The sequence below is a fragment of the Halorubrum wangae genome, from assembly GCF_051194135.1.
Lineage (GTDB): Archaea > Halobacteriota > Halobacteria > Halobacteriales > Haloferacaceae > Halorubrum.
Window position 1 is genome coordinate 131257 of record NZ_JBLZNH010000003.1, and the last position, 26073, is coordinate 157329.

25 protein-coding genes and 1 pseudogene are annotated in these 26073 nt (G+C 67.8%); 13 read left to right on the forward strand and 13 right to left on the reverse strand.

The window, feature by feature from the left end:
• Window positions 1-24: 24 nt before the first annotated feature.
• The 3 genes from ACNS84_RS10685 to ACNS84_RS10695 are packed head-to-tail and all read left to right on the forward strand — an operon-like array spanning window position 25 to window position 3234.
• Window positions 25-1641 (forward strand): cobyric acid synthase, encoded by a 1617-nt coding sequence (locus tag ACNS84_RS10685; RefSeq protein WP_435074852.1) that lies wholly within the window; start codon window positions 25-27, stop codon window positions 1639-1641.
• 24 nt (window positions 1642-1665) lie between these two features.
• Window positions 1666-2334: an NADPH-dependent F420 reductase gene (npdG, locus tag ACNS84_RS10690; protein ID WP_435074853.1), complete on the forward strand. Its 669-nt coding sequence runs from the start codon at window positions 1666-1668 to the stop codon at window positions 2332-2334.
• A gap of 57 nt (window positions 2335-2391) precedes the next feature.
• Window positions 2392-3234 (forward strand): polyprenyl synthetase family protein, encoded by an 843-nt coding sequence (locus tag ACNS84_RS10695; protein ID WP_435074854.1) that lies wholly within the window; start codon window positions 2392-2394, stop codon window positions 3232-3234.
• A 197-nt stretch (window positions 3235-3431) separates the two neighbouring features.
• Here the strand turns inward: ACNS84_RS10695 and ACNS84_RS10700 are convergent, their stop codons facing one another.
• Genes ACNS84_RS10700 through ACNS84_RS10720 form a run of 5 tightly spaced genes read right to left on the reverse strand, consistent with a single transcriptional unit; the run spans window position 3432 to window position 9406 of the window.
• The gene (locus tag ACNS84_RS10700) at window positions 3432-4523 is read right to left on the reverse strand and encodes an ABC transporter ATP-binding protein (RefSeq protein ID WP_435074855.1); all 1092 of its coding nucleotides are present in this window, start codon (window positions 4521-4523) and stop codon (window positions 3432-3434) included.
• Window positions 4520-5731: an ABC transporter ATP-binding protein gene (locus ACNS84_RS10705; protein ID WP_435074856.1), complete on the reverse strand. Its 1212-nt coding sequence runs from the start codon at window positions 5729-5731 to the stop codon at window positions 4520-4522. Before ACNS84_RS10705 ends, ACNS84_RS10700 begins: the two co-directional genes overlap by 4 nt.
• Window positions 5728-6747, reverse strand: a complete 1020-nt coding sequence (locus ACNS84_RS10710) for an ABC transporter permease (RefSeq protein WP_435074857.1) — start codon at window positions 6745-6747, stop codon at window positions 5728-5730. The genes ACNS84_RS10705 and ACNS84_RS10710 overlap by 4 nt, the downstream gene beginning before the upstream one ends.
• Window positions 6747-7739 (reverse strand): ABC transporter permease, encoded by a 993-nt coding sequence (locus tag ACNS84_RS10715; protein ID WP_435074858.1) that lies wholly within the window; start codon window positions 7737-7739, stop codon window positions 6747-6749. The genes ACNS84_RS10710 and ACNS84_RS10715 overlap by 1 nt, the downstream gene beginning before the upstream one ends.
• 29 nt (window positions 7740-7768) lie before the next feature.
• Window positions 7769-9406, reverse strand: a complete 1638-nt coding sequence (locus ACNS84_RS10720) for an ABC transporter substrate-binding protein (protein ID WP_435074859.1) — start codon at window positions 9404-9406, stop codon at window positions 7769-7771.
• A 126-nt stretch (window positions 9407-9532) separates the two neighbouring features.
• Between ACNS84_RS10720 and ACNS84_RS10725 the strand changes: the two genes are divergently transcribed.
• From ACNS84_RS10725 to ACNS84_RS10745, 5 genes are all read left to right on the forward strand, one after another.
• Window positions 9533-9979, forward strand: coding sequence for a DUF7529 family protein (locus ACNS84_RS10725; RefSeq protein WP_435074860.1), 447 nt, complete (start codon window positions 9533-9535; stop codon window positions 9977-9979).
• A 159-nt stretch (window positions 9980-10138) separates the two neighbouring features.
• Window positions 10139-10852, forward strand: a complete 714-nt coding sequence (locus ACNS84_RS10730) for a phosphoribosyltransferase family protein (protein ID WP_435074861.1) — start codon at window positions 10139-10141, stop codon at window positions 10850-10852.
• 146 nt (window positions 10853-10998) lie between these two features.
• Complete coding sequence (locus ACNS84_RS10735; RefSeq protein WP_435074862.1) at window positions 10999-12378, forward strand: NCS2 family permease; 1380 nt, start codon at window positions 10999-11001, stop codon at window positions 12376-12378.
• 105 nt (window positions 12379-12483) lie between these two features.
• Window positions 12484-12738, forward strand: a complete 255-nt coding sequence (locus ACNS84_RS10740; protein WP_435074863.1) for a glutathione S-transferase N-terminal domain-containing protein — start codon at window positions 12484-12486, stop codon at window positions 12736-12738.
• Between the two features lie 88 nt (window positions 12739-12826).
• Window positions 12827-13195, forward strand: coding sequence for a DUF192 domain-containing protein (locus tag ACNS84_RS10745; protein ID WP_435074864.1), 369 nt, complete (start codon window positions 12827-12829; stop codon window positions 13193-13195).
• 39 nt (window positions 13196-13234) lie between these two features.
• Here the strand turns inward: ACNS84_RS10745 and ACNS84_RS10750 are convergent, their stop codons facing one another.
• From ACNS84_RS10750 to ACNS84_RS10765, 4 genes are all read right to left on the reverse strand, one after another.
• Window positions 13235-14716, reverse strand: a complete 1482-nt coding sequence (locus ACNS84_RS10750) for an ATP-binding protein (RefSeq protein ID WP_435074865.1) — start codon at window positions 14714-14716, stop codon at window positions 13235-13237.
• 114 nt (window positions 14717-14830) lie between these two features.
• Window positions 14831-17425, reverse strand: a complete 2595-nt coding sequence (locus ACNS84_RS10755; protein ID WP_435074866.1) for a DNA topoisomerase I — start codon at window positions 17423-17425, stop codon at window positions 14831-14833.
• 90 nt (window positions 17426-17515) lie between these two features.
• Complete coding sequence (locus ACNS84_RS10760; protein ID WP_435074867.1) at window positions 17516-18709, reverse strand: DR2241 family protein; 1194 nt, start codon at window positions 18707-18709, stop codon at window positions 17516-17518.
• Between the two features lie 2 nt (window positions 18710-18711).
• A complete protein-coding gene (locus ACNS84_RS10765; protein WP_435074868.1) occupies window positions 18712-19581 on the reverse strand; it encodes a CbiX/SirB N-terminal domain-containing protein in 870 nt (289 codons plus the stop codon).
• 125 nt (window positions 19582-19706) lie between these two features.
• Between ACNS84_RS10765 and ACNS84_RS10770 the strand changes: the two genes are divergently transcribed.
• From ACNS84_RS10770 to ACNS84_RS10785, 4 genes are all read left to right on the forward strand, one after another.
• A complete protein-coding gene (locus ACNS84_RS10770; RefSeq protein WP_435074869.1) occupies window positions 19707-20246 on the forward strand; it encodes a DUF7523 family protein in 540 nt (179 codons plus the stop codon).
• A gap of 76 nt (window positions 20247-20322) precedes the next feature.
• The gene (pheA, locus tag ACNS84_RS10775) at window positions 20323-21129 is read left to right on the forward strand and encodes a prephenate dehydratase (protein WP_435074870.1); all 807 of its coding nucleotides are present in this window, start codon (window positions 20323-20325) and stop codon (window positions 21127-21129) included.
• Between the two features lie 390 nt (window positions 21130-21519).
• Window positions 21520-21795 (forward strand): ArsR/SmtB family transcription factor, encoded by a 276-nt coding sequence (locus ACNS84_RS10780; RefSeq protein WP_435074871.1) that lies wholly within the window; start codon window positions 21520-21522, stop codon window positions 21793-21795.
• Between the two features lie 55 nt (window positions 21796-21850).
• On the forward strand, window positions 21851-22132 hold the full coding sequence (locus ACNS84_RS10785) for a DUF8036 family membrane protein (RefSeq protein WP_435074872.1): 282 nt from the start codon (window positions 21851-21853) through the stop codon (window positions 22130-22132).
• An 87-nt stretch (window positions 22133-22219) separates the two neighbouring features.
• On the opposite strand, the gene cysS is transcribed toward ACNS84_RS10785, so the two are convergent.
• Both cysS and ACNS84_RS10795 read right to left on the reverse strand, forming a co-directional pair.
• Complete coding sequence (gene cysS / locus ACNS84_RS10790; RefSeq protein WP_435074873.1) at window positions 22220-23722, reverse strand: cysteine--tRNA ligase; 1503 nt, start codon at window positions 23720-23722, stop codon at window positions 22220-22222.
• A 275-nt stretch (window positions 23723-23997) separates the two neighbouring features.
• Window positions 23998-24237, reverse strand: a pseudogene (locus tag ACNS84_RS10795) (deoxyribodipyrimidine photo-lyase); the annotation flags it as partial.
• A gap of 145 nt (window positions 24238-24382) precedes the next feature.
• Between ACNS84_RS10795 and ACNS84_RS10800 the strand changes: the two are divergent.
• Window positions 24383-24745, forward strand: coding sequence for a hypothetical protein (locus ACNS84_RS10800; RefSeq protein WP_435074874.1), 363 nt, complete (start codon window positions 24383-24385; stop codon window positions 24743-24745).
• 44 nt (window positions 24746-24789) lie between these two features.
• On the opposite strand, the gene ACNS84_RS10805 is transcribed toward ACNS84_RS10800, so the two are convergent.
• Together ACNS84_RS10805 and ACNS84_RS10810 are read right to left on the reverse strand one after the other, a co-directional pair.
• A complete protein-coding gene (locus ACNS84_RS10805; RefSeq protein ID WP_435074875.1) occupies window positions 24790-25200 on the reverse strand; it encodes a DUF6276 family protein in 411 nt (136 codons plus the stop codon).
• A gap of 68 nt (window positions 25201-25268) precedes the next feature.
• Entirely contained in the window at window positions 25269-25952 is a 684-nt protein-coding gene (locus ACNS84_RS10810; RefSeq protein WP_435074876.1) for a V-type ATP synthase subunit D, read from the reverse strand.
• Between the last annotated feature and the right edge of the window lie 121 nt (window positions 25953-26073).

The window sequence follows — 26073 nt, forward strand, 5'->3', positions numbered from 1 at the left end:
ACGCGTGCTCTCTCGGAGGCAGACGTGACCGACGCCGACTCCGACGCCGAGACGCTCCTGATCGCCGGCACGGCGAGCCACGTCGGGAAGAGCACGCTCGCTGCCGGGCTCTGTCGGCTGCTCTCTCGACGAGGCGTCGCTGTCGCCCCGTTCAAGGCCCAGAACATGAGCAACAACGCTCGGGTCGCGCTCACGCCGAGCGGCGAGTGGGGCGAGATCGGGATCTCCCAGTTCGTGCAGGCCCGGGCCGCGAGGGTCCCGGCGACGACCGACATGAACCCCGTGCTGCTCAAACCACGCGGTGACGCCGAGAGCCAGTTGGTGATCAACGGCGACGCCGTCGGCCACTACGCGGCGGGCAGCTACTACGAGTCGCACTGGGAAACGGCGCGGGACGCGGCGGTCGCGGCGCACCGCCGACTCGCCGCCGACCACGACGTGATCGTCGCCGAGGGAGCGGGGAGCATCGCCGAGATCAATCTCCACGACCGGGACCTCGCGAACATCGAGTGCGCTCGTTTCGCCGACGCTCGGGTGCTGATCGCGGTCGACATCGAGCGCGGCGGCGCCTTCGCGAGCCTCTACGGGACGCTGGAACTCCTTCCCGACGACGTCCGCGAGCGCGTCGCCGGCGCGGTCATCACGAAGTTCCGCGGTGACCCCTCGCTGCTGGAGCCCGGTATCGAGGCGATAGAGGATCGGACGGGCGTCCCGATCCTCGGCGTGGTCCCGCACGACGACCCGGGCCTCCCCGCGGAGGACAGCCTCTCGCTCCCGGATGCGGCCGAAGGAAGCAACGGGAGCGAGTCGGGCGTCCTCGGCGCGGACGACGACATCGCCGACGCCGACGCGGTTCGGATCGCTGTCCCCAGGCTCCCGCGGATCTCGAATTCTACCGACCTCGAGCCGCTGGCGCGCGAACCGGGCGTCCGGGTCGCGTACGTCCCGCTCGACGCGACCCAGAGCGAAGCGGGGCCTCTCGCCGACGCCGACGCGGTCGTTCTCCCCGGCTCGAAGAACGCCGTTGACGACCTGCTCGCGCTCCGCGACGCCGGGTTCGACGACGCGCTCCGTGGGTTCGCGGGTCCGATCGTCGGCCTCTGCGGCGGCTACCAGATCCTCGGCGAGCGGCTGACGAACGCCGCGGTCGAAGGAACCGGGCCGGCGACCGAGGTCGATGGCGTCGGCGTCTTGCCGGTCGAGACGCGATTCTCGACCGAGAAGCGCGTGGAGCGGGTGACGCGGTCGGTCGAGGGTGTCGGCCCGCTCGCCGGCGCCGAGGGGACCGTGACCGGCTACGAGATACACGCGGGTCGGTCGTCGCTCACGGCGGCGGTCGCCCGGCCCCTGGGTCCCGAGAGCGCGGCGACCGATCGGGCGCTCGGGACCTACCTCCACGGTCTCTTCGAGAACGAGGGGATCCGAGACGCGTTCGTCGACCGGGTGTTCGCGGCGGCGGGGAAGTCTCGGCCGGTGACCGAGACGAGCGAGCGCGTCGGGGTCACGAAGACCGACGAGCCCTCGCCCTACGACAGCGCGGCCGACCTCGTCGCCGACAGCGTCGACCTCGACGCGCTCGGGTTCGGCGCACATGAACCTCGACCAGACGGTGGCGAGGACGGCCGGTCACGCAACCCCTAAGACGCGAGCGACCGCACAGACCGTATGAAGATCGCGATACTCGGCGGTACCGGCGACATCGGGGAGGGGCTGGCCCTCAGGCTGGCGGCCGACACGCCACATCACGTCTCGATCGGGTCGCGCGACGCGGAGAAGGCCGAGAACAAGGCCGAGGAGTACACCACGGAGCTGGAGAGCCGTGGGCTCGAGGCGACGGTCGAGGGCGCCGAGAACGCGACCGTGGCCGCCACGGCCGGAATCGTCGTCCTCGCGGTCCCGCCGTACCACGTCGGCGACACGGTCGAAGCGATCGCCGGCGAACTTGACGAGGGGGACGTCCTCGTCTCGCCGGCGACCGGCATGAAGCGCGACGAGGAGGGGTTCCACTACCACCGGCCCGGCGCGGGCTCGGTGACCCGGATCGTCGCGGACGCCGCGCCGGAGGGCGTGGACGTCGTCGGCGCGTTCCACAACCTCGCGGCGGCTCGGCTCGCGAACCTCGACGCCGACCTCGGTATCGACACGCTCGTGATCGGCGACGACGAGGACGCGAAACGGACGATCACGGACGTCGCGGAGGGGATCGAGGGGCTGCGCGCGCTCGACGCCGGCGGGATCGCCAACGCACCCGAAATCGAGGGGCTCACCCCGCTTCTCATCAACGTCGCCGAGAACAACGACGGACTGCACGACCTCGGCATCCGGTTTACGTAATCGCCCACGGTCGCCGTTCCGTTAGGCCTTTGCGCGACCGGTGCCTTTAGTCGGTAGATGGAGTACCTGGAGCGCCGGGTCGCGCTCGTCGAGGACCGGCTGGAGGCCGTCATCGACGAAGTCGAGCCCGACGAGCTGTCCGACGAGGTCGGTCACGTCGTCCTCGCCGGCGGCAAGCGGGTCCGCCCAGCGGTGACGATTCTCGCCTGCGAGGCGTTCGACGGCGACCCCGACGACGCCGTCGACTTCGCGGCCGGCATCGAGTTCGTCCACAACGCGTCGCTCGTGATCGACGACATCATCGACCGCTCCGAGGTCCGACGCGGCACCCCGTCCGCGTGGGCCGAGTTCGGATACGGTCCCGCCATCGTCGCCAGCGACGGCCTGCTCGGGGAGGCGTTCGGACTGTTCTCCGGAGAGCCGCGCGCGATGCGAACCGTCGCCGAGGCGATGGTCGAACTCGGCGAGGGGGAGGCAACCGAACTCGCGGACCGCCCGACGAACGAGGCGGAGTACATGCGGCTGGCGCAGCGCAAGACCGGCGCGCTGTTCCGAGCCGCCGCCGAACTCGGCGCGGTCGCCGGCGGTGCCGATCCCCACGCGATCGACTCGTTCGGCGAGTACGCCGAGCGGGTCGGCGTCGCGTTCCAGATGCGCGACGACGTGCTCGACGCGACCGCCGACGCCGACGACCTCGGCAAGCCGACCGGCCAGGACGCGGAGATGGGTCGGCCCTCGGTGGTGCAGGTCACCTCGCTGACGCCGGAGGAGATAGACGAGCGAGCGCGGGAGCAGTCGAAGCTGGCGCTCGCGGCGCTCGACGACGCCGACCCGCCGGAGACGGAGGCGATAGAGTACCTCCGCGACCTCGCGGAGTTCGTCGTCGTGCGCGAGCGGTAAGCGGTCTCGGCTCGCGGACCCCGCACGCGCGTGTCGCTCGGTCTGTGTCGCGGAGCGCTCGGTCGGTGACTGAAAAAGCGATGTCGTCCACTCGATTTTGAGCGATTTAAGACGGGTTATGCGTAGAGAGCGGCAGAGAGAGGGTTTCGTCGTGACGGAACGTCGGCGGCACCGGAACGGTGACCGCGCCCGACCGTTCAGTCCTCGGCGCCGCCGTCGGTGAGTCGCGCGTTCTCTTCGATCGGTTCGCTGTCCCAGTACTGGTGGGTATCGTCGGCGCGGAAACAGGTCGCCAAGCGTCCCTTCCCGACCGGGTACGCCGCGGGCGGCGACTCGCGGCAGGCCGCTCGCGCCTTCGGACACCGGGTGTGGAACCGGCAGCCGGCGGGCGGGTTCCGCGGCGAGGGCACGTCGCCCTGGAGCGTCTCGAACTCGTCGTCTCGGTCCTCGGTCGTGACCCGCGGGACGCTCGACAGCAGCGCCTCCGTGTACGGGTGCGCCGGGTCGGCGAATATCTCGTCGACCGGTCCGGTCTCGACGATCTCACCGAGGTACATCACGGCGACGCGGTCGCAGATGTGCCGCACGACGCTCAGGTTGTGCGCGATGAACAGGTAGGTGAGCCCGAACTCGTCCTGCAGGTCGTCGAGCAGGTTGAGGATCTGCGCCTGCACGCTCACGTCGAGCGCGGAGACGGGTTCGTCCAGCACGATGAACTCCGGGTCGACCGCGAGCGCCCGCGCGATCCCGATCCGCTGGCGCTGGCCGCCGGAGAACTCGTGGGGGTAGCGGTCGATCTGGTCCTCGGAGAGCCCGACGCGTTCGAGCAGGTCACGGGCGGTCTCGCGCCGCTCCGCGCGGTTCGAGACGCCGTGGATCCGAAGTCCCTCAGTGATGATATCACCGGCAGTCATGCGCGGGTCGAGACTGGAGAAGGGGTCCTGAAACACGATCTGAGCGCGTTTCCGAAACTCCGTTAGCTCCGCGTCGTCCATCTCCAACAGGTTCTCGCCGTCGAAGGAGATGCGCCCGTCGGTGGCCTCGCGCAGGCGGAGGACGGTCTCGCCCGTGGTCGATTTGCCGCACCCGGACTCGCCGACGAGTCCGAGGGTTTCGCCCTCGGCGACCTCGAACGAAACGCCGTCGACGGCCTTCACGCTGTCAGCCTCCTCGCCGAGCAGTCGGTCGATCAGTCCCGGATCGTTCGCGTAGTACTTCCGGAGTCCCTCGACGGAGAGGAGCGGGTCGGTGCCGGTGGCGACATCGGCGCCGGTGTCAGCGTCGCTCATGCCTCGTCACCCCCGAAGTAGTCCTCGGGAAGCGCCTCGTTCGGGTCGAAGGGGCGGTCCGCGAGCACGCATTTCGCGCCGTGTTCGGCGTCGGCGTCCACCACGCGCTCGGCGGGCTTCTCCAGACACGACTCCATCGCCTTCGGGCAGCGATCGGCGAAGTAACACCGGTCGTCCATCTCCGCGTCCAACAGCCCGGGGACGTTCCCTTCGATCGGCTGGAGTCGCGGTCGCGGGTCCTCCAAGTCGGGAATCGACCCCAGGAGCCCCTCGGTGTACGGGTGCACCGACTCGTCGAACACCGCGTCGAGCGTCCCGCGCTCGACGACTTCGCCGGCGTACATCACGCAGACTCGGTCGCACATCTCTGCGATGACGCCGAGGTCGTGCGTAATGAGCACGATGCTCATGCCGCGTTCCTCCTGCACGTCGCGGAGGAGATTGAGGATCTGCGCCTGGATGGTGACGTCGAGCGCGGTCGTCGGCTCGTCGGCGATCAGCACGTCGGGCTCGCCGGCGAGCGCCTGGGCGATCATCGCCCGCTGGAGCATCCCGCCGGAGAACTCGCTGGGGTACTCGTCGACGCGCTCTTCGGGGTCGGGGATACCGACCTGTTCGAGCAGGTCGACCGCCCGGTCGAGACTCTCTTCGCTGGTGTAGCTGCGGCCCGGGACGATTCCGTCGAGGAGGTACTGGCCGAGTCCGTACCCCTGCGTCCGCGAGCGCGTCGACCGCGGGTTCGCCTTCGCGCGCCGCTGCACCTCCACCGCCTCGGCGATCTGTTCGCCGACCGTGATGGAGGGGTTGAAGCTGCTCATCGGGTCCTGGAAGATGGTGCTGAACGACGGACCGCGGAGCGACCGACGGACCCGCGGCGGCACGGTCCGGAGGTCGACGTGGTCGCCGTCGACGCCGACCGCGTCGTTCGCGCGGAACTCGTCCGCGAGGCCGGGGTTCCGATACCACACCTCTCCCTCGGTGATCCGACCGGGAGACTCGACGAGGTCGATCAGCGACAGCGCAGTCACGGACTTCCCGGAGCCGGACTCGCCGACGATGCCGAGGATCTCGTTGTCGCGGAGGTCAAAGGACACCGACTCGACCGCGTTGATCTGCCCCTCCTCGGTGAAGAACCGCGTCGAGAGATCCGACACTGAGAGCACGTCGTCGCTCCGGAGCGCATGGTCGGACCGGACGCCCTGGGTCATGCGGCACCCCCTTCACCCTGGATGCCCGGGTCGAGGGAGTCGCGGAGCCAGTCGCCGAGGAGGTTGATACCGATCACGGAGAGCATGATCGCGAGGCCGGGCAGCGACGCGATCCACCACTGCCCCGAGGAGACGTAGTCGCGCCCCTGCGCGATGTCGAAGCCCCACGAGAGCGTCGTCCCCGAGAAACCGAGGAACGACAGCGAACTCTCCAACAGGATGATCGCCGCCACCTGCACCGTCCCGAGGACGATGATGGGCGTGATCGCGTTCGGGAGGACGTGGTTCCAGATGATCGAGGTGTCGTCGGCGCCGAGCGCCCGAGAGGCCTTGACGTACTCCTGACCGCGTAAGGAGAGCGCCTCCCCGCGGGCAACGCGGGCGAACCACACCCAATTGACGAGACCGACGACGATCACGACGGTTATCGGGAGCACGAAGCTCTCCGGCATCTCCGGCGCGAGGCCGGCGACGACGAATGGGTCGGGGATGTTGATCGCTGCGCGTCCCCAGAGCCCGATGAGCGCGACGGCCAACACGAGCGACGGGAACGCGAGGCTGACGTCGGCGATCCGCATCAGGACGTCGTCGATTTTCCCTCGGTGGTAGCCCGCGAACAGCCCGACTGGAACGCCGACGAGCGCCGCCAATATCGTCCCGAGCACGCCGACGATCAGCGACGTCCGGGCGCCGTAGATGATCCGCGAGAGCATGTCTCGACCGAGGCTGTCGGTCCCGAGCGGGTGTGCCGCGTCGGGCGTGACCTCGACGGTCTCCGTCACGGTCTGGATCTCGCCTTCGACCATCTGAGAGGTCGTCCGCTCGGTGGTTTCGCTGAAGCCGAGCGGCGGGAGCTCGCTCTGATCGAGCCGCTGTTCGGTCGGGTCGTGCGGCGCGATGAACGGCGCGAACGCGGCGGTAAACAGGATACCGACGACGAGCAGCAGACCGATCTTCGCGAGCGCGCTGTTCCTGAACTCCGATTTGAGATTGCGAATGACACGTTCGGAAACCATCAGTCGTTCACCACTTGTGGGTCGAGGTACGCGTAGACGGCGTCGACGAGGACGTTCACGAGCACGAAGCTCGTGCCGATGATGATGAGACTCCCCTGTAACACCGGCCAGTCTCGGCGATTGATGCTGTCGATGACCAGGCTGCCGAGCCCCGGCCACGAGAAGACCGCCTCGGTGATGACGGCACCACCGATCAGCGTCCCGAGCTGCAGTCCGAGCACGGTGATCACCGGAATGAGCGTGTTCCGGAGCGCGTGCTTGTACCGGACCAGCGTCTGCGGGAGTCCCTTCGCCCGAGCGGCCTGCACGTACCCCTTGCCGAGCTCGTCGAGCATTCCCGAGCGGGTGAGCCGCGTGATGAGCGCCATGAAGTACGTTCCGAGCGCGATCGAGGGGAGCGTGATGTACGCGAGCCAGGCGAGCAGCGTCCCGACGAACGGGTCCGACCCGACGATCGACACTACCACGTCGCCGACGTCGACGCCCCGGCCGCTGGTGTTGAAGATGTCGTACTCCACCGCAAAGATCAGGATGAGCATGATGCCGAGCCAGAAGTTCGGCGTGCTGATCCCGCCAAGCGAGAACAGCGTCGCGCCGTAGTCGACCGGTTCGTTGCGTCGGGTCGCGCTGAGCACACCTAGCGGGATCGACAGGGCGATGGCGACGACGCTCGCGGCGAGCGCCAGTTCGACCGTCGCCGGCAGTCGACCGAACACGAGCCCGGCCACCTCCTGGCCGCGGATGTACGAGAACCCCATGTCGCCGCGGAGCAGATCGAAGATGTACTGTCCGTACTGGATGTACAGCGGTTGGTCCAACCCGAGTTCGGCGGCGATCGCTTGCCGCGTCTCCTGACTCGCGTCGAGCGGGGCGACCGCGTTGATCGCGCTTCCGGGCGTGACGAATCGAAGGGCGAAAACTACGGTGACGACCCCCCAGACGACGCCAAGTCCCTGCAGGCTTCTTTTGAGTACGAATCTACCGAATGACATTGATAGCTATCAGAAACGGTCAGCTCGTGTTAGTTTTGCGTGGCCGTGTCGGGGTCGATGAACTCGTCCGACCGCGGCTCCCACGAGATATCGCTGGAGACGCCGTAGACACTGAACTGCTGGTGGAGGAACACCCACGGGGCCAGGTCGTGGGCAAGCTGGTTCGCTTCCTGGAGGATGTCCACGCGCTCGTCGGGGTCCTGTGCCGCCTCCGCGTCGGCGATCAGCTGGTCGAGCTCCTCGTTTTTCATGATCGTGAGCGCGCCGTTCGTCGTCATGAGTGGCGTTATCGTCTGGCTCCCGTCGAATTCGCCGTTCCCCCAGCCGAGGAGGTTGAAGTGCGGCTTGTCTTCGATGTTCCCCGTCGTGATGTCCTGGACGAGCGAGGAGAACTCGCGCTGTTCGAGCTCACACGAGACGTTCGACAGCGAGTCGATCTGGCTCGCCGCGGCCTGCGCAATCTCGACGTCGCCGAGGTAGCGACCGATCGGGGTCTGCAGGGTGATCTCGACGCCGGCGTGCCCGGACTCCTCGACGAGGCGCTCGGCCTCCTCGGGGTCGTACGGGTAGGGCTCGATGTCCGGGTTGTAGCCGACGTGTCCCTCGAGGGTCGGCTGGCCGGTGATCGATCCGAACCCGTTGAGGACGTTCTCGACGATGCTCTCGACGTCGACCGCGTGGTTCATCGCCTGCCGGAACTGCTGGCTGGAGAACGGCTCGACGTCGTATCGCATCTGGAGGAAGATGATCCGCGCGCTGGGCACGGAGTTGATCCCGGCGACGTCGGAACTCTCGACGCGGGAGACCTCCTGCGGCGGGACGTTGGTCACGATGTCCGTCTCCTCGGCGAGCAGGCGGTTCACGCGCGTGCTCGACTCGCTGGAGGCGCTCATCGTGAGCATGTCGACCGGGTTCTCGTCGCCCCAGTAGTTCTCGTTCGGCTCGTAGACGACTTCGTTGCCCGAGTCGTACTCCGTGACGATGAACGGACCGGTGCCGTTCGTGTTGCGGTTGATGTAGTCGCCGTCGTTCTCCTCGACCCACGACTGCTGCATGATCTCGCCGTTCGTCGCGAACAGCTGGAAGGCGATCGGGTTGAACGAGGCGAATTTGACGGTCACTTCGCCGTCGCCGGCAACGACCTCGTCAACGACCCCGAGGTCGTTCTTCTGCGGGCTCGCGATCCCGACGTCGTCGAAGACGATCCGACGGATGCTGAAGGCGACGTCCTCGGCCGTCAGCGCGTCGCCGTTGTGGAACGTGACTCCCTCGCGGAGCACGAACCGGACGTCGCCCGCCTCCGTGCGCTCCCAGTCGGTCGCGAGGCCGGCGATAATGCCGCCCTGCTTGTCGCGGTCGAGGAGGCCCTCGTACACCTGCCCGACGATGATCTCCGTGTTCGTCTCCGCGTGGTCCTGCGGGTCGAGACCGGAGTCCATCTGGCCCATGGTGACGCCGAGTTCGAAGCGGTCGTTGCCGTCGGAGCCGTCCGAACCGTCCGATCCGTCCGATCCGTCCGAACCGTCGCTCCCGTCTGAGCCGTCGCTTCCGTCGCTTCCGTCGCCGCCATCGCCGCCGGAACACCCGGCGAGGCCGACCGCGGCCGCTGTGCCGGCGTACGTGAGCACCGTCCGCCTGTTGACTCGGTTGTCTCTGTCAGGACTCATAACCTACTTCATACAAGGCACCGTTATGAACTTAACGACGTGAACGGGCTCGACAGCGCCTACATCCCCGGATTTTTGTCACGACAACTGGACAAGTTTTTACGATCCGGGCGGGTTGTCCTGGACATGCGACGAATCGATCCGGGCGAGCGCTGGGAGGACGTGGTCGCCGACAGCGACGCGACGGCGACGGAGTACCGCGACCGAGGCTGGACGACGGTCGCCGCGCACCCCGGCGACGTGAATCCCGTCCCCGACGCGGCACGGATCGACGTACTGCTCCCCGGGTCGGAGTTCGAGGAGGCGTCGGCGACCGTCGGAGACGCGACCATCGACTCGGTTCGGGTGTACGCCGCCGCGGACGAGGGCGTCGAGTATCGCCTCGTCGTCGCGGAGGACGAGGCGGCGTCGGTCGCCGTCTGCGTACCGACGTACCTCGGCGTCCGCGAACTGGCGTCCCTCCGAGAGGCGGCGGAGGAGACCGGCGTTCTCACCGTCAGGTTGCGCCCCCTCGACGACCGGGACGTCGTCGAAATCGACGTCGACGATCCGGCCGTTTTCTTCGACGCCTGAAGCCGCCGCCGCCGCCCGAGGCCGTCGCCGCGGACGCCTGTGGCGCGTGGCATGTTTGCGCATTGGTCCGTTAACGCAGATCGTGCCAACCACACACATGAGTATTTTCGGTGAGAAACAGTTCGACGTATTCATTGTTGTGCGATCACGATCATCTGCATGAACCGAGCAGAGAAGGCGGCCCTCCAGCTGCAGGCGGTGGCCGTGTTACGAATGCTGAAGGAGACGCGAACGTACGAGGAGCTCTCGACGGTGACCGGACTCCCCTCCGGCGACCTGAATCGATACGTGAACGGGCACGTGCTGCCCGGCGCGGACCGAGCGAGCGAGGTCGTCGAGGCCATCGGCCGCGAGGCGCTCGCCGACGAACTGGTCGCCCGCGTCGAGTTCGACGACGAGGGGTACGTCGACAACTCCGGCGTCGTCTTCGACCAGTCGTTCCTCGATCTGGTCGCCCCCGTCGCCGCGGAGACCTTCGAGTTCGAGTCGCCCGACGTCGTCCTCACCGCCGCCACCGACGGGATCACGCTCGGCGCGGCGATGGCCTCCTTCTTCGACGCGCGCCTCGCGTACGCCAAGAAGTCGAAAGAGACCGCCGTCGAGGAGTTCATCGAGTCGCGACAGCGGCTCGCCTCCGGGATCGAACTCACCTACTACCTCCCCGCGAGCGCAATCGACGCCGGCGACACCGTCCTCGTCGTCGACGACCTGATCCGGTCGGGGGAGACCCAGGAGCTACTGCTCGACATCGCGCTGCAGGCCGACGCCGACGTCACCGGCGTGTTCACCCTCATCGCCGTGGGCGACGAGGGGATGGCACGCGCGAGGGAGATCACCGACGCCCCCGTGGGCGCACTGACGACCTTCGAGTAAGCGCGGCCGGGAGATAGTAGGCACGTTCACGCATTTTACTCGGTCAATTGACGGTTGAACTGGCGTGGTAGTACACGTACCTGCATAGATTGTAGGCTCGTTCAGCAAGGCTTATCACCCGATCGCAAGGAATCCACATCTGTTCAATGGGGCTTACAGACACGCTGGCTGCACGGTTTGACGTGGCAGGGCACGACTCCGACGTCCGTACGGAGCTGGTCGCGGGACTCACTACTTTTCTCGCGATGTCGTATATCATCGTCGTTAATCCCGCGATCCTCTCGGCGGCGATCGACATAGAGGGGTACAGTCAGGGCGAGGTGTTCCAGATGATCGCCATCGCGACGATCCTCTCGGCGGCCATCGGGACGGCCGTAATGGCGTTGTACGCGAATCGGCCGTTCGGGCTCGCGCCCGGGCTGGGGCTCAACGCCTTCTTCGCGTTTACCGTCGTGCTCGGGCTCGGAATCCCGTGGGAAACGGCCCTCGCCGCGGTGTTCGTGGAAGGGGTTCTGTTCATGCTGCTCACCGCGGTCGGCGCGCGCAAGTACGTCATCCAACTGTTCCCCGAACCCGTGAAGCGTTCGGTCGGCGCCGGTATCGGCCTGTTCCTGCTGTTCATCGGCTTTCAGGAGCTCCAGATCGTCGTCCCCGACGACGCGACGCTCGTCACGCTCGGCGGGATCTTCGGGAACCCGTGGGCGATTCTCGGACTGCTCGGCCTCACGTTCACCTTCGGTCTGTGGGCCCGCGGGATCACGGGCTCTATCGTGATCGGCATCCTGTCCACCGCCATCGTCGGGTGGGGACTCACCCTCGCCGGCGTCTTCCAGCGCGGCGTGATCACGCCCGAGACGCTCCCGACCGCGCAGTACGACATCACGCCGCTCGCCGGAGCGTTCGTCGATGGGTTAGGCGGCATCGACCCCCTCACGTTCGTCTTGGTCGTGTTCACGTTCTTCTTCGTCGACTTCTTCGACACCGCCGGGACGCTCATCGGCGTCTCGCAGTTCGGTGACTTCCTCGACGAGGACGGCGACCTCCCCGACATGGACAAGCCGCTGATGGCCGACGCGGTGGGGACGACCGCCGGCGCGATGCTCGGCACCTCCACGGTGACGACGTACATCGAATCGTCGACCGGCGTCGAGGAGGGCGGTCGCACGGGCCTGACCGCGCTCGTCGTCGCGCTGCTGTTCCTCGCGTCGCTCGTCGTGATCCCCGTCGTCGCCGCCATCCCGGAGTACGCCTCCTTCATCGCGCTGATCGTCGTCGGCGTGATGATGTTGCAGGGGCTCGTCGAAGTCGACTGGAACAACCCCGCGTGGGCGGTCTCCGCGGGACTGACGGTCACCGTGATGCCGTTCGCCTACTCCATCGCCGACGGACTGGCCGCCGGTATCATCGCGTACCCGCTGATCAAGGTCGCAGTCGGTGAGTACGACGACGTCGCGCTCGGTCAGTACGTCATCGCGGCGCTGCTCATCATCTACTACGTCCTGCAGACGCGCGGCGTCATCCTCTAATCGGGGACGACGGCGCAATACCTTTTTAAATCGAACCGTCGGCCGTGCGCGCTGTGCGCACCGCTCACCGTACTTCTTTACGCGTCTACGCCCTACGGTGAGGCGATGACAGACCTGACGCTTTACGAACTGGAGGGTTGCCCGTACTGCGCGAAAGTGAAGACCGCGCTCGCCGACCTCGACCTGGAGTACGAGTCGGTGATGGTGCCCCGCTCGCACTCCGAGCGCACCGAGGTCGAAGCGGTCAGCGGGCAGACCGGCGTCCCCGTCCTCGTGGACGAGGCGAACGGGATCGAGGGAATGTCGGAGAGCGACGACATCGTCGAGTACCTCGAAGAGACGTACGGCGACGCGAGCTAACTCGGCGGCGACGCGGTCGGTCGCGGCCATCGACGCGGCCGTGCGATCCCGACCCCGATCGCGAGACTATTTATCCGGTGCCCCCGACGTGCGGAGCGTGCAACTCGTCCACCGTGGCGGTCGATCCGGCGACGCGGAGGGCGTCTGCCTCGCTGACGACGTCGACGTCGCGCGGTCGACGCTCGAACAGGGACGCGGGCTGATGTTCAGACGCTCCATCCCCGACGGCTACGCACTCGTGTTCCCGTTCGACGAGGCCGACACGCGGTGGCTCCACATGCTGTTCGTCCCGTTCGCCATCGACGTGCTGTGGCTCGTCGACGGCGAGGTGCGGAAGCGAAAACGACTCGCTCCGTTCGTCGGGCTGGGACGCGGGTCGGCCGACACGATTGTCGAACTACCCGCCGGCGCGGCGGACGAGGTCGCCGTCGGCGACGAGGTCCGGCTCGTCGAGTGAGCGGCGCGGGTCCCGAACTCGCTGGATCGTGGGCGATTGCTACTCGCAGTCGACGGTCCGAAGCTCGATATCGATCCGCGTGCCGCCCGTCTTGCTCTCGGTGATGTCGAAGGTCCCGCCGCCGGCGGTGACGATCCAGTTGACGTACCACAGCCCCAGTCCGCTCGCGTGTTCCAGCGGAGTCTCCTCCCCGGTGAGCACCGCGCGCTCGGCGGGCGGGATCCCCGACCCGTCGTCGGTGACGACGAGCGAGGTCCACGACTCGCTCGGGAGTTTGGCGGCCGTGACGCTCACGCGCGGACGAGCGGCGGCGTTGTGGCGGATCGCGTTGTCGACGAGTTCGGCAATCGCCTCGGCGAGATAGCCGACCGCCGACACCGTGATCCCCGCGGGAACGTCGACCGTGATGTCGGCGCGCTCGCGGAGGTCGGACGGAAGCTTGGTCATCGCTTCGTCAACCGCGACAGCGAGGTCCGTTGGCCTCGCTTTCGGGCGATCCGCGAGCAGCCGCTCGACCTGTCGAGAGGTCTCCCCGACGCGCAACAGCCGATCAGCGGTGTCGACGACGCGCTCAAGCTCGTCGACAAGCGTCGGATCGTCGGTCTTCGCGATCGCCCGCTCGGTGAATCCCGTGACGACGTTGAGGTCGTTACGGAAGTTGTGGCGGAGCACCCGCGTCAACACGGAGAGCCGCTCCTCTCGCAGCGACGCCTCGGTGACGTCCTCGCCGATTCCGATCGCGCCGATCACTTCGTCTCCGTCGACGATCGGGCCGAGCGAGAGCCGGTAGGGGACGTGTTCGCCCGAGCGCGTGACGAGCGTCGCCTCGCACTCGGCGCTCCTCGCCTCGCCGTAGACCGTCTGGAGCGCGTCGGTGACCGCGCCCCGGCTCTCGTCGTCGAACAGTGACGTCAGGGCGGTTCCGTACAGCTGTTCGCCCCCGTACCCGACGTCGTCAGCGAGGCGATCGTTCCACTGTGAGAGGGTCCCGCGAGCGGTGCACTTGAACATCGCGGCCGGGAGCGTCGCGGCCACCGCGTCGACGACGCGGAACTGCGACTGAAGCCGCTTCTCGGCGGTGAGCCGGTCCGTGACGTCAGTGATTCCGACGATCAACCACTCGCTCCCGACGATCGACGACGCGCGAACAGCGAGTTCGAGCCGGCGCGTCGGCGCGTCCGTGACGGTCCACTCGAAGCGAGTCACGCCGTCGGCGTCGCGCGCGGCGTCGAGGGCCTCGTCGATCGGATCGCCGTCGACCGTCGTCGCCGCGTCGCTCAGATCGGCGACGCCCATCAGGGTCAGCGTGCCCCGGTCACGGTCGAGCAGGTCGACCGCCGCCGCGTTGGCCGCGCGGATCGCGTGCGTCTCCGGGTCGCACGCGAGCGTGGCCGTCGGAATCGCGTCGACGAACGACTGGAGGACACTCGGAGCCGCGCCGCTGGTGGGCGTGTCGAGCCGCCCCTCATCGGGGGTGGAGTCCCGATCGTCGCTTCGATCGACGTTTCGGTCGGGACCCATACGTAATTCTACTGACGGTTTCTTCGTTTATGTGTTTATGGGTTCCAATGATCGGCGCGAACGCTGGTCGATCACTCGCGTTCGGCCGCCGATCAGTCCGCGTTCGGCCGCCGATCAGTCCGCGTTCGCCTGCCAGTCTCGGACCGTGTCGGCACCGACGCCGTCAACGTCGCCGGCCAGATCGTCCGGATCTGCGGATTTGAGGTCGTCGACGCCGGCGATGCCGGCGTCCTGTAGCTTCTCCGCGGTCTTCTCGCCGATCCCCTCGACCGTCTGGAGCTCGGACCCCTCCTGCCGGGCGGTGAACTCCCGGTAGTTGCAGATGGGACAGCCGAGCTCCCACGGCTCGTCGCCCGAATGGACTCGGAGGTGCGGGAGGTCGTGCTCCTCGCAGGTCTCGTCGGTGATCTCGATCTCACCGCGGCGGGGGAGCGGCAGCGAGTAGTCGCAGTCGGGGTACCGCGTGCAGCCGACGAGCCGGGAGCCGGAGCGGAGCCGTTTGATGGCCAGCTCTCCGCCGTGTTCCTCTCCGCAGTCGGGGCAGGTCCCGATCACCTCGTCCTCCTGTTCGTCGGCCTCGTCGGCCTTACACTGCGGACAGCCGTGGACGAACGTCTTACGACCCGCGAGCATCTTCACGTGTCTGAGGTCGTGATCCTCGCAGGTCTCGTCCAGAATGAGGGGCTTCCCGGTGGAGGGGAGCGGAAGGGTGTGTTCGCAGTCGGGGTAGCCGTCACAGCCGACGAAGTACGACCCCTGACGGGACTTCCTGACGAGGAGGTCCGCACCGCACTCGGGGCAGGGACCGAGCGTCTTGTCCGCCTTCATCGACTTCTGGAGGTGGTCGCCGACGGCCTCGCGAGACTCGGTGAGATCTTCGAACACGCGGCCGAGCAGCTCTCGGGACGCTTCGGTCACCTCGTCGTACCCCTTTTCGCCGGACGCGATCGCCTGCATATCCCGCTCCAGTTGGGCGGTCATCTCCTCGCTGACGATGTGTTCTGCGAACTCCTCCGCCGCCTCGACGACCGCCTCCGCGAGGCGGGTCGGCCGCGGTGGGTCGCTCTCGATGTAGTTGCGGTCGTACAGCTTTTCGAGGGTGCGGTGGCGGGTCGCCTTCGTGCCGACGCCGCGCTTCTCCATCTCCTCGATAAGCCGAGACTGCCCGTAGCGGCGCGGGGGCTGCGTCTCCTTCGCATCCGTGCGGCGGCCGTCGAGCGCGAGCGTCTCACCGACCTCGACGTCGGGGACGATCCGCTCGTCGCTGGAGCGGTACGGGTACACGTCGTGGTACCCCGCTTCCAGCAGGCGCTTGCCGTTCGCCTTCAGCCGGAGCCCGCCGTCGGCGGCGAGGTCGGCCGGACCGCTCGCCTCGTCGGGATTGCGGAGCGCCGCGAGCCCGTCCGCGCGGCGGGCGATTTCGGTCGCCTCGCCGTTCGCGAGCGCGACGACGCGGAGCCGCTCCCACGTGGCTGGCTCGGCGCAGGTCGCGAGGAACCGGCGGACGATCAGCTCGTACACCTCCCACTCGTCCTCGGAGAGGTCCGACGCCGAGGGGAGCTCCCCGGTCGGGTGGATCGGCGGGTGGTCCGTCGTCTCCTTGTCGCCCTCGGTCGGCTCGATATCCTCGCGTTCGAGGAGGCTCTTCGCATCCTTGCCGAACGTCGAGGCGGCCGAGAGCTCCTCGATCAGCTCGCGGGGGTCGAGGTCCTCGGGGTACACCGTGTTGTCCGTCCGCGGATACGTGACGTAGCCGGACGTGTACAGGTCCTCCGCGAGCGACATCGCGCGCTGCGCGGAGTAGCCGAGCGAGCCCGCGGCCCGGATGAACGCCGTGGTGTTGAACGGGGTCGGCGGTTCGTCAGTGCGGGTCCGACGGTTCACGTCGTCGACGAGGGCGTCACCGGCCGCGTTCAGCGCCTCTGTGAGCACCTCGGCGACGTCGCCGTCCCAGACGCGCTCGGCCTCGTTGCCCTCGTCGTTCAGGTAGAAGTAGCGCGCCTCGAAGGGGTCGCCGCCCGACTTCGTCAGGTTCCCGTACAGCTCCCAGTACGACTCGGGGTCGAACGCCTGAATCTCGCGCTCGCGGTCGACGATAAGCTTGAGCGTCGGCCCCTGCACCCGGCCCACCGAGATGAAGTCGTCACCGAGTTGGCGCGCGGATAACGAGAGGAAGCGAGTGAGTGCCGCGCCCCACGTGAGGTCGATCACTTGCCGGGCCTCGCCGGCTGCGGCCAGGTTGAAGTCAAGCTCGTCGGGGTTAGCGAACGCCTCGTTCACCTCGTTGTCCGTGATCGAGGAGAACCGGACGCGGTCGATCGGAGCGTCCTCGTTCACCTCACGGACCAGCTCGTACGCCTCCTTCCCGATCAGCTCGCCCTCGCGGTCGTAGTCGGTCGCGATGACGACTCGGGAGGCGTTGCGGGCCAGCGTGCGGAGGGCCGCGACGATCCCCTCTTGGGTCGGCTCCTTGGTGGTCGGCGCGTCGATCAGTTCGACCGGCTCGACGTCGCGCCAGTCGTTGTACTCGGCCGGGAAATCGACTCCGACGACGTGTCCGGAGAGGCCGATGCAGCGTTTGCCGCCCCACTTGTACACGTTGACGTCGTTCTTCCGCTCCGCCGTCGCGGACCCGCCGCTCAGGATGTCGGCGATGCGGCGCGCCGCGTTGTCCTTCTCCGTGATTATCAGTTCGGGGCCGCGACTCATTGCCACGAGATACGCCGCTCCCCCGTCTAAAGGTTTCGTGATACAGTATAAGATCGCCCGCACGCGCGGTTGTGCGCGTGAATCGGCGCCTCACTCCTCGTCTTCGCGCTCCCGCTTCGTCGGCACGCCGGCGAGGTTCTCCTCGTCGTCGAACAGCTTCGCGCGGAGGAAGCGCGTCCGGTAGCGGTTCGCTCCCTCCTTCGTGTCCGCCTCGCGGATGTCGTCGATCCGCCCGTCGGCGACCACGTCGATGATGGCCTCGACCTGCTCCTTCTCGCTCGGTGTCAGGTCGAACTCGTAGGTCTGGGGCGTCTCGCTCTCCAAACGCGTCCACGTGCGGGCAGCCGAGACGACGACGGAACAGGGCTCGCGGCAGGGGAAGACGCCGTCGCCGCCGTCGACGTCGAGGTCGGTCTCGTCGTCGTACTGCCACTCGCGGCGCTTCAGGCACTGCGAGTCGTCACAACACGCCTCCGCGACCCAGTCGACGTGCTCGTGGCCCTCACCGCGGTCCCACGTCTTCACGACGCCGTAGATGCCGGACTGCCGCTCCATCGTCTCGCGCCAGTGGGTCACGTCGAGTTCCCCCTCGCGCTCTCGGTGCCAGTTGGCGACCGTCGCGGGATAGATGGTCTCGACCGCCTCGTAGACGTCTCGCGCCCCGAGGTCGGGGAACACCCACCCGCCGGCGAGCGACGGCGCGGTCTTGAGGGGACGGTAGCGTCCCTTCTCGTCGTAGGTGACCAGTTCGCGGGCGTCGAGCGGGTCATCGTAGGTGTCAAGCTCCTCGACCGGGACACCGGCGTCGTCGGCGTGGCGCACGTCGTACCGGCGCTCGCCCCGGTCGGTGACGCCGACCGTGATCTTCAGCTCTCCCCACGCGCGCTCGATACCCTCCGCGAGCGCGGCGTACCGAGTCGCCACCGTCGCGCCGTCGGCGTCCTCCAGCCAGCGCAGGAACGCCCGGCGAGGACCGAACTCGCCGACGACGCGCTCGAAGGCGTACCAATCGGTGACCGCGGGAGCGCGCTCGGCGAGCGCCTCGTGGAGGTCTCGCTCCGTCAGTCCGGTCCGGCGGTCGCCGTCGGCGAAGACGTAGCGGTCCTCGTCGACGTCGCCCCGCAGGTCGGGAGCAATGCTGAACCCCTCGAACCGGACCGGGTCGCCGGGGGTGTGGTTCGAGAGTTCGTCGAGGACCGCGTCGAAGGCGTCGCTCGGGAGGTCGATGTCGGGGACGTCGGGCTCGCTTCCGGAGTCGACCGACCCCTGGGTGAAGTCTGGCATCGTCAGTCCCCCGTGGCGACGCGGGTTATCTCGCGCACGTCGTCGAGCGTGCCCCCGAGGTCGGCGCCGGCGTCGGCCGCCCGCTCCATGATGACGTCGGCCATCAGGGGTTCGGTCCCGACGGCGCCCGCGTACCAGATCCGGGTGCCGTCGACCTCGGTGGGAACGTCGTACCCGTCGGTGTGGTCCTCGCAGAGGCCGACGTCCTCCGGGATATCCTCTTGGGTGTGATAGCCGTCGGCGATGAAAAGCGGGACCAACACGACGTCGTCGCTCTCGAAGAACGCGGGAAGGTCGTCGACCTCGGGATCCTCGTCCATGTACAGCGCCTTCACCTCGTCGAAGCGGCCACGCTCGCGGATGCGGTCGGCGTGGTACTCGATTGCCTTCGCGCTGTTCTCGTTGCGCTCGGTGCCGTGGCCGACGACGGCGAGGCCGAACTCGTCGCCCACGTCGGGGTCGCCGGTGACAGATTCGGCGCGCCGGACGATCACGTCAGTCATCGCACGGTGGGTCCCCGCGGGCCCGCAGTAGTGGACCTCCCGGTCGATATCCTCGGCGACGAGGGTGGCCTGGTCGGCGGAGAGGCCGTCGGAGTCCCACTCGGAGACGTCCCAGCCGTCGAGTCGGAGCTCTCGCGGGATCACCTGTTCGGTGAAGTACCCCTCCGAGACGAACAGCGGGACGACGTATATCTCGTCGCCTTCGACGGTGCGGAGGACCTCCCGGAAGTGCGGTTCCTCCTTCCAGAACGCGGTCTTCACCTCGTCGAACGCGCCGGTGGCGCGGATGGTGTCCGCGTGGTCGTACGTCGGCGCGCTCGACTCCGGATTGAGGTGCGAGCCGTGTGCGACGATGACGAGCGACTGCATACCCGTGCTGGGGGCGCGCCGCTCTTAGGGACTTCGGAGCGTGTGGGGCCGTTGGAATCCGGCCGAGGGGTCCGCCTCCGGCGCCGACCGAAATCGCCATGCCGGCCCGCGCCGCAGGGGCGATCATGTCGCTGGCAGCCGACACCCGAGACGCGGCCCGCGCCCGCCCGTTCGTTCTCGACGCGCTCCGGGCCGGCGTGTTGAATCACAGCGCCGCCGCCGCGTGGCTCGCCGCAGAGGCCGACCTCGGCGGCGACGACGCCGACACCGACGCGATCGCGACCGCGCTCCGCCGGTTCCGCGAGGAGCTACCCCCGTACGCAACCGCCGAGCGCGACGCGAGCGTGTCGATGCGGAGCGGGGTCGGCGTCGTCGAGGACGACGCCCGCGGAGACGGCGAGTCCGCCGCCGAACCTCTCCTCAGCGTCGGCGGCGCCGCGGTCGTCCCCGAGGGGCGCGACACGGCCATCGTCGCGACCGGTGACGTCGACGCCGGGGCGCTCGCGACCGTCCTCCGGCGACTCGGAGTCTCCGGCGTCGACGTCGCCGCCGCGGGGGTCGCCGGGGCGGCGCTCGTCATCGTCGTGGGGCGGCGAGACGGCGCGACCGCGGTCCGAGTGGTCGAGGACGCGCTGGCGACGGTACCGACTGAAGAGAGAGCGTAGCCCGGCCGACGAGGATCGCGCGACAGAATTCGTGCGACCCGCACGCTTTTTTAATGCGCTCTGATAGGTACGGTTGATGAACGCCGTCACGCTCGGTCCCGCCGGTACGTATTCGCACCGTGCGGCGCGGGCCGTGGCCGCCGAAGTGTCGTTCCGCGAGTCGGTCACCGACATCGTCGACGCCGTCGCGACCGGCGAGTTCGAACGGGGGGTCGTCCCGATCGAGAACAGCATCGAGGGCTCCGTCACGGAGAGCCTCGACGCGCTGGCCGAGTACGACGTCGCGGTCACCCGCGAGATCGTCACGCCGATCCGGCACGCGCTCCTCGCGCAAGGGCCGGAGTTCGAGGTCGTCGCCAGCCACTCGCAGGCGCTCGCGCAGTGCCGCAACTGGCTCGAAGAACACTACCCGAACGCGGGTCTCGAAGCGGTCGCCTCAACTGCCCGCGGCGTCGAACGCGCCCGTGAAGACGCCCGAATCGCCGGGATCGGCCACCCGGACAACGCCGGCGACGACCTCGAGATACTCGCCGAAGACATCCAAGACCGCACCTCCAACGCGACTCGGTTCCTCGTCGTCGCGCCCGCGTCGGCCCGTTCCGACGCAGGCGGGAAGACCACCCTAATCGTCTACCCGAACGCGAACTACCCCGGCCTGCTCCTCGAACTGCTGGAGGCGTTCGCCGACCGCAACCTCAACCTCTCCCGGATCGAGTCGCGGCCGAGCGGCGAGCGCCTCGGCGACTACCTGTTCCACTTCGACGTCGACGCCGGCCTCTACGAGGACCACATGGCGAAGGCCGTCGAGGATATCGAAGCGATCGCCGACAACGGATGGGTTCGCGTGCTCGGGTCGTACGACACCGAACACGTGCTCGAATAGCGGCCCGCCATGCTCCTCGCCAGAGGGATGCTGGAGAATACCGCAATACCGGCAAAATTGACGGTGATTTGGGCCGCACTACTGCGTGATCCGGGGTACTTTCAGCAAACATCTCATTACATACTATACCGTTCGCGGCGGTGGCCGTGTCCCACGAACGCGAACAGGTGGTCGGTACGCAGGAGCGTCGACGCGCTGAGAGGGAACCGACGGCTGACCGCGTTCGCGCCCACCGACGAGGCCGAAAACGGCTTCGAGCACGTCGACGACGGCGTGCTACCGGCGTACCGGGTCGGCGAGTCAGACGGTCCCTCTCGACGTTCGCGCTCTCCGTCCGCGCGGTGCCCCTATCCACGCGTTTATACCTCGCTCCGCCGTTGACTATGGTCGATGGAGCCGGTGCTCTGGCAGGTGTTGGCCGGGACGCGGGGAGGACCCAACCGAGCCCGCCTGCTCCGCGCGCTCGACCAACGGCCGCGGAACGCCAACCAGCTCGCCGAGGACCTCGACCTCGCGTACAAGACCGTCAGGCACCACCTCGAAGTGCTCGAAGAGAACGACGTCGTCGAGAGCACCGATCAGAACTACGGCGCCGTCTACCTCCCGACCGAACGCACCCGAGACCACTGGGAGACAGTCGAGGAGATCATCGACCAACTGGAGTGAGTATGACCCAAACCTGGAACGCAGCAACGAACGGCGGAATCGGAGGGCGCGCGCAATGACCCTCATGCTCGACGTGGCGCGAGTCGCCGCGGCGCTGAATATCCTGCTGTTGCTCGTCCTCGTGGGAATTTGGGGGCGGAACTACCTCGCGATCCGCTCGAAGCACACGCTCGGATCGACGCTGTTCGCGCTCTTCCTGCTGGCCGAGAACGCGCTGGCGCTGTTCTACTACCTCAACCCGCCGCAGATGTCGACGCCGGCGCTCAGAGCGATGATGTATCTCCAGGTCCTCGAGTTCGTCGGCATCGCGTTCCTCGTCTACGTGACCTGGGACTGACGCCGCCGCCCGTCGCGCCGGTCCCGGTCTCACCGCCCGTCGCGCCGGTCCCGATATCACCGCCCGTCCCGCTGTTCTCTCGCCGCGCTATTCGAACCGGTACGTCGCTCCCTCGGGCCCGTCCTCTATCTCGACGCCGACCTCGCGAAGCGCGTCCCGGAGGTCGTCGGCTCGCTCGTAGTTTCCGGCGTCGCGCTCGGCCGCGCGCACGTCCAGAACCAGTTCGACAAGTTCGCCGGCCAGCTCCACGTCGCCGTCGGTCTCGGCCTCGAACTGGAGGCCCAGCACGTCGCCGCCGAGCGTCTCGAACGCCTCGACCGCCTCGCGGAGCCCGCGGTAGTCGTAGGCGGCGTTCGCGTCGCCTCCCGAGTCGCGGTCCGCCGCGTCGACGTGCCGGTTCACGGCGTCCGTCAGCTCCAACAGGGCGGCGGTCGCCTCCCGGAGGTTCAGGTCGTCGTTCATCGCGGTCGCGAACTCGTCGCGGGCGACGTCGACCGCATCGCGGAGGGCGGCGTCCTCAACCTTTGCGCGGGCTTTGGTGGAGTCGAGCGCGTCGACGGCGCGGTCGTAGGTACGTGAGAGGCGCTCCCAGCGCTCCTCGGCCTCCGCTATCGTTTCCTCGGTAAGCGCCTGTTCGGAGCGGTAGGCGGCGCCGGCGTAGAAGGTCCTGACGACGTTGACGCCGAGTTCGTCCAAGGCGTCCGGGACGGTCCAGAAGTTGCCGATCGAGGAGGACATCTTCTCGCCGTCCATTTCGAGGAGGCCGACGTGGAGCCAGTGGCGGGCGAACGTCTCGCCGGTCGCCGCCTCGGACTGCGCGATCTCGTTTTCGTGATGGGGGAAGACGAGGTCGCGCCCGCCCATGTGGACGTCGAGAGTTTCGCCGAGATGCGTCGTCGACATCGCCGAGCACTCGACGTGCCAGCCCGGACGCCCCTCTCCCCACGGGGAGTCCCACGTCTCGCCCTCCGGGACCGAATCGCCGTGGTCGTGTTTCGCGTGTTCGCGGGCGGCGGTCTCGCTGACGCCGTCGGCCTTCCACAGCGCGAAGTCGGACGGGTTGCGCTTCTCCGAGCGCTCGTCCGGTTCGCCCTGCGCTTCGAGTTCGTCGACGTCCTGGTTCGAGAGCGCCCCGTACTCCTCGAACGTCGTGACGTCGAAGTAGACGGAGCCGTTGGACTCGTAGGCGTACCCCTTTTCGACGAGGGTTTCGACGAGGTCGCGGATCTCCGGGACGTGTTCGGTGACGCGGGGGTACACCTCGGCGCGAAGGAGGTTCAGCCCGCGCATCGCGTCGAAGGTGGTTGCAGTGAACGCCTCGGCCACGTCCCGCTCGGCGGCCCACTCGTCGCGCTCGCCGACGCGGGCCGTGATCTTCTCGTTGACGTCGGTGACGTTCTCGACGTGGCGCACGTCGTACCCGATGTGCGCCAGCCACCGGTGGAGGACGTCGGCGTGGAACCACAGCCGAGCGTGACCGAGGTGCGGGTCGTCCGACACCGTTAGCCCGCAGACGTACAGCGTGACGTCGCCGTCGGCCGTGAACTCGACGCGTTCGTCCGCCAGGGTGTCGGTAACGACGAGACTCATTACCGCGTCGTACCCGCGGAGATCGTTTTAAATCGTCGGATCGGGCGAGGTCGCGGACGGAAACGCGCCGGCGTCTCGCTCGGTCGCTTATACCGATTCGATGCCGACCTCGTCGTCGCCTACGGCAACCGAGTCACCCTTTTGAGCGCCTCTCGGCAGCCGAGAGCGGTCGCACGAGGCGCACGCCAACTGCAGTCATTTATAAGAAGCGGACGCTCAACGCTCCCCGAGCGCTGCCTCGAAGACGCGCTGCGCGCGCTCGTACCCGTCTTCCGGTCGACGAGGACCTCGTCGGGGGCGCCCGCGCGGACGACGAGGTCGCTCCCGAGTTCGCGGTAGCGCGCCTCCAGTCGATTCACGTGCCGGGGGAAAAACGCCCGCTGGCGCGCACCCATCGTCCCCAACAGGTCGGCGTCGTAGACGAAGACGGGGACGACGCGCCCCGCCCGTGCAGCCGCCGCGAGCCCGGCGTTGTCCCGGGTTCGCGGGTCCCGTCGGTGCCAGAATAGCTGCATGAGATCGGTACGCACTCCACCGAATAGTGTGCTTCGGCCAGAGCCGACTCACCGGAGCGGCAACGACCGCGATCTGGCAGCTCTCCGGGCGCGCTCCGGCCGAAATCCACCCGTGCGTTTAAGCCGACGAGCCCGAAGCCAACGTATGCAACCGATCGCCGTCGCCATCCTCGTCGGCGTGCCGCTCGTGTGGCTCTTCGGGTTCGCGGCGTACGTCTACGTCGACGCGCCAAAACACGGGATGGACCGGCGGAAGTGGGCGCTTATCGCCTTCGTCGTCCCGCTGTTCGGTCTCTTCGCGTATCTGTTCGAGCGAGACGAGCAGTCGTACGACCCCTCAGAGGATCCCTACGCCAGCGGGAGCGACGCGCGCAAGGCCGGTCTCGCAGTTCACGAGCGGCGGCGCGGGGAGAAGCCGCTCGGTCCGGCGGGAACCGAGGCCGACGACGAGGCGGACGGGGACGACGAGTGGGACGACCCCCCGGGAGTCGACCTCGACGACGTCTGACTGCATCGAGCGTCGACCGCGGCGACGCCGGGGTGGTGTCCGTCTCAGAGCAGGTCGAACAGCGCCGTCCGTCGCCGGTCGAGATCGAAGGCCGCGTCGGGAGCGTCGAGCCGCTCCAAGAAGGCGAAGACGTCGACGCCCGAGCGCTCCGCGTGGTCGACCAGGGCCTCAATCGAGGCGCGGTTGAGCGCGAACGACTCCAGCTTCCCGCAGACGAGCGCGAGCGCTACGCCCGCCTCGCCCCCCGGGAACGCGGGGTCCACGGCAGTGAAGTCGGGGTCCCCGAGCGATTCCTCGTCGACGACGTCGGGAGAGTCAGCATCGAAGGCTTCGTCGGCGTCGAACGTCCGCAGACAGCGCGTGCAGATCGCCGTCGTCGCGGCTGGCGCGTGCTCGCGGAGGGCGGGCGGCACGGAGAAGACGACGAGGGCGGCGTCACAGCGAGGACAGGACATGCGAATCGAGATGGATGAGACAGCGACTTCGGTCGGTGGTTCGGGGCAGTGCGGCGGGACGGAGCCGGTCAGTCAGCGGGTTCCGGCTCCTCGGTCGCGGCGGCCTCGGCGGCTTCCGCCTTCTCCTCTTCCTCCTTTTTGGCCTTGATCTTCTTCAGGCGGAATATCTCCTCGCGTTCCTGCTCTTCGAGCTTCTGCTCGATGTACTCCTGATTCTCGTACAGGCGCGGGAGGAGCGTGAACTCCAAGGCGTTCACGCGGCGTTTGGTGGTCTCGATTTCGGTGAGCATCTTCTTCATGGCCGTCTCGACCTCGGCCGCGAGGATGATCTTCTCCAGCAGGTTCTCGTAGGCGTCGGCCGCCTCGTCGATGCGGGCGGAAGAGCCGAGCAGCCCGTAGCCGCGCTCGTCGAGGCTCTTTTTGACCTTCGAGGACTCGATCTGCGGGACGACCACGCCCATGATGTTCTTCGACTGGGTGGTGATCTCCGGGTGCTCTTTCAGCGCCGCGGCCGCGCCGCGGACCGCGACGTCGCCCTCCATCGCGCGGGCCATGTTGATCGTGCGCTGGGCCGTCGCGTAGGTCTCTGAGACGTCCGAACGGACGTCCTGGGCCTGATCGAGGATGTCCATGAACTCCATAATGAGGCCGTCACGCTTCTGCTCGAGAGTGTCGTGACCGCGCTCGGAGAGGTCGATGCGGTCCTCGATCGCCATCAGGTTCTTCCGCGTCGGTTTGACGTCCTTGGCCATCTTATTGGGGGAACGTTCCGCTCCGAGGCGGATAATTCTTTTCAGTCGTGACGTGCGGGTGCGCGCGATACCGACGCCGTCGCTGTTTGCGCGGGCGAAAAGTGAGAAGAAAGCGTACCGA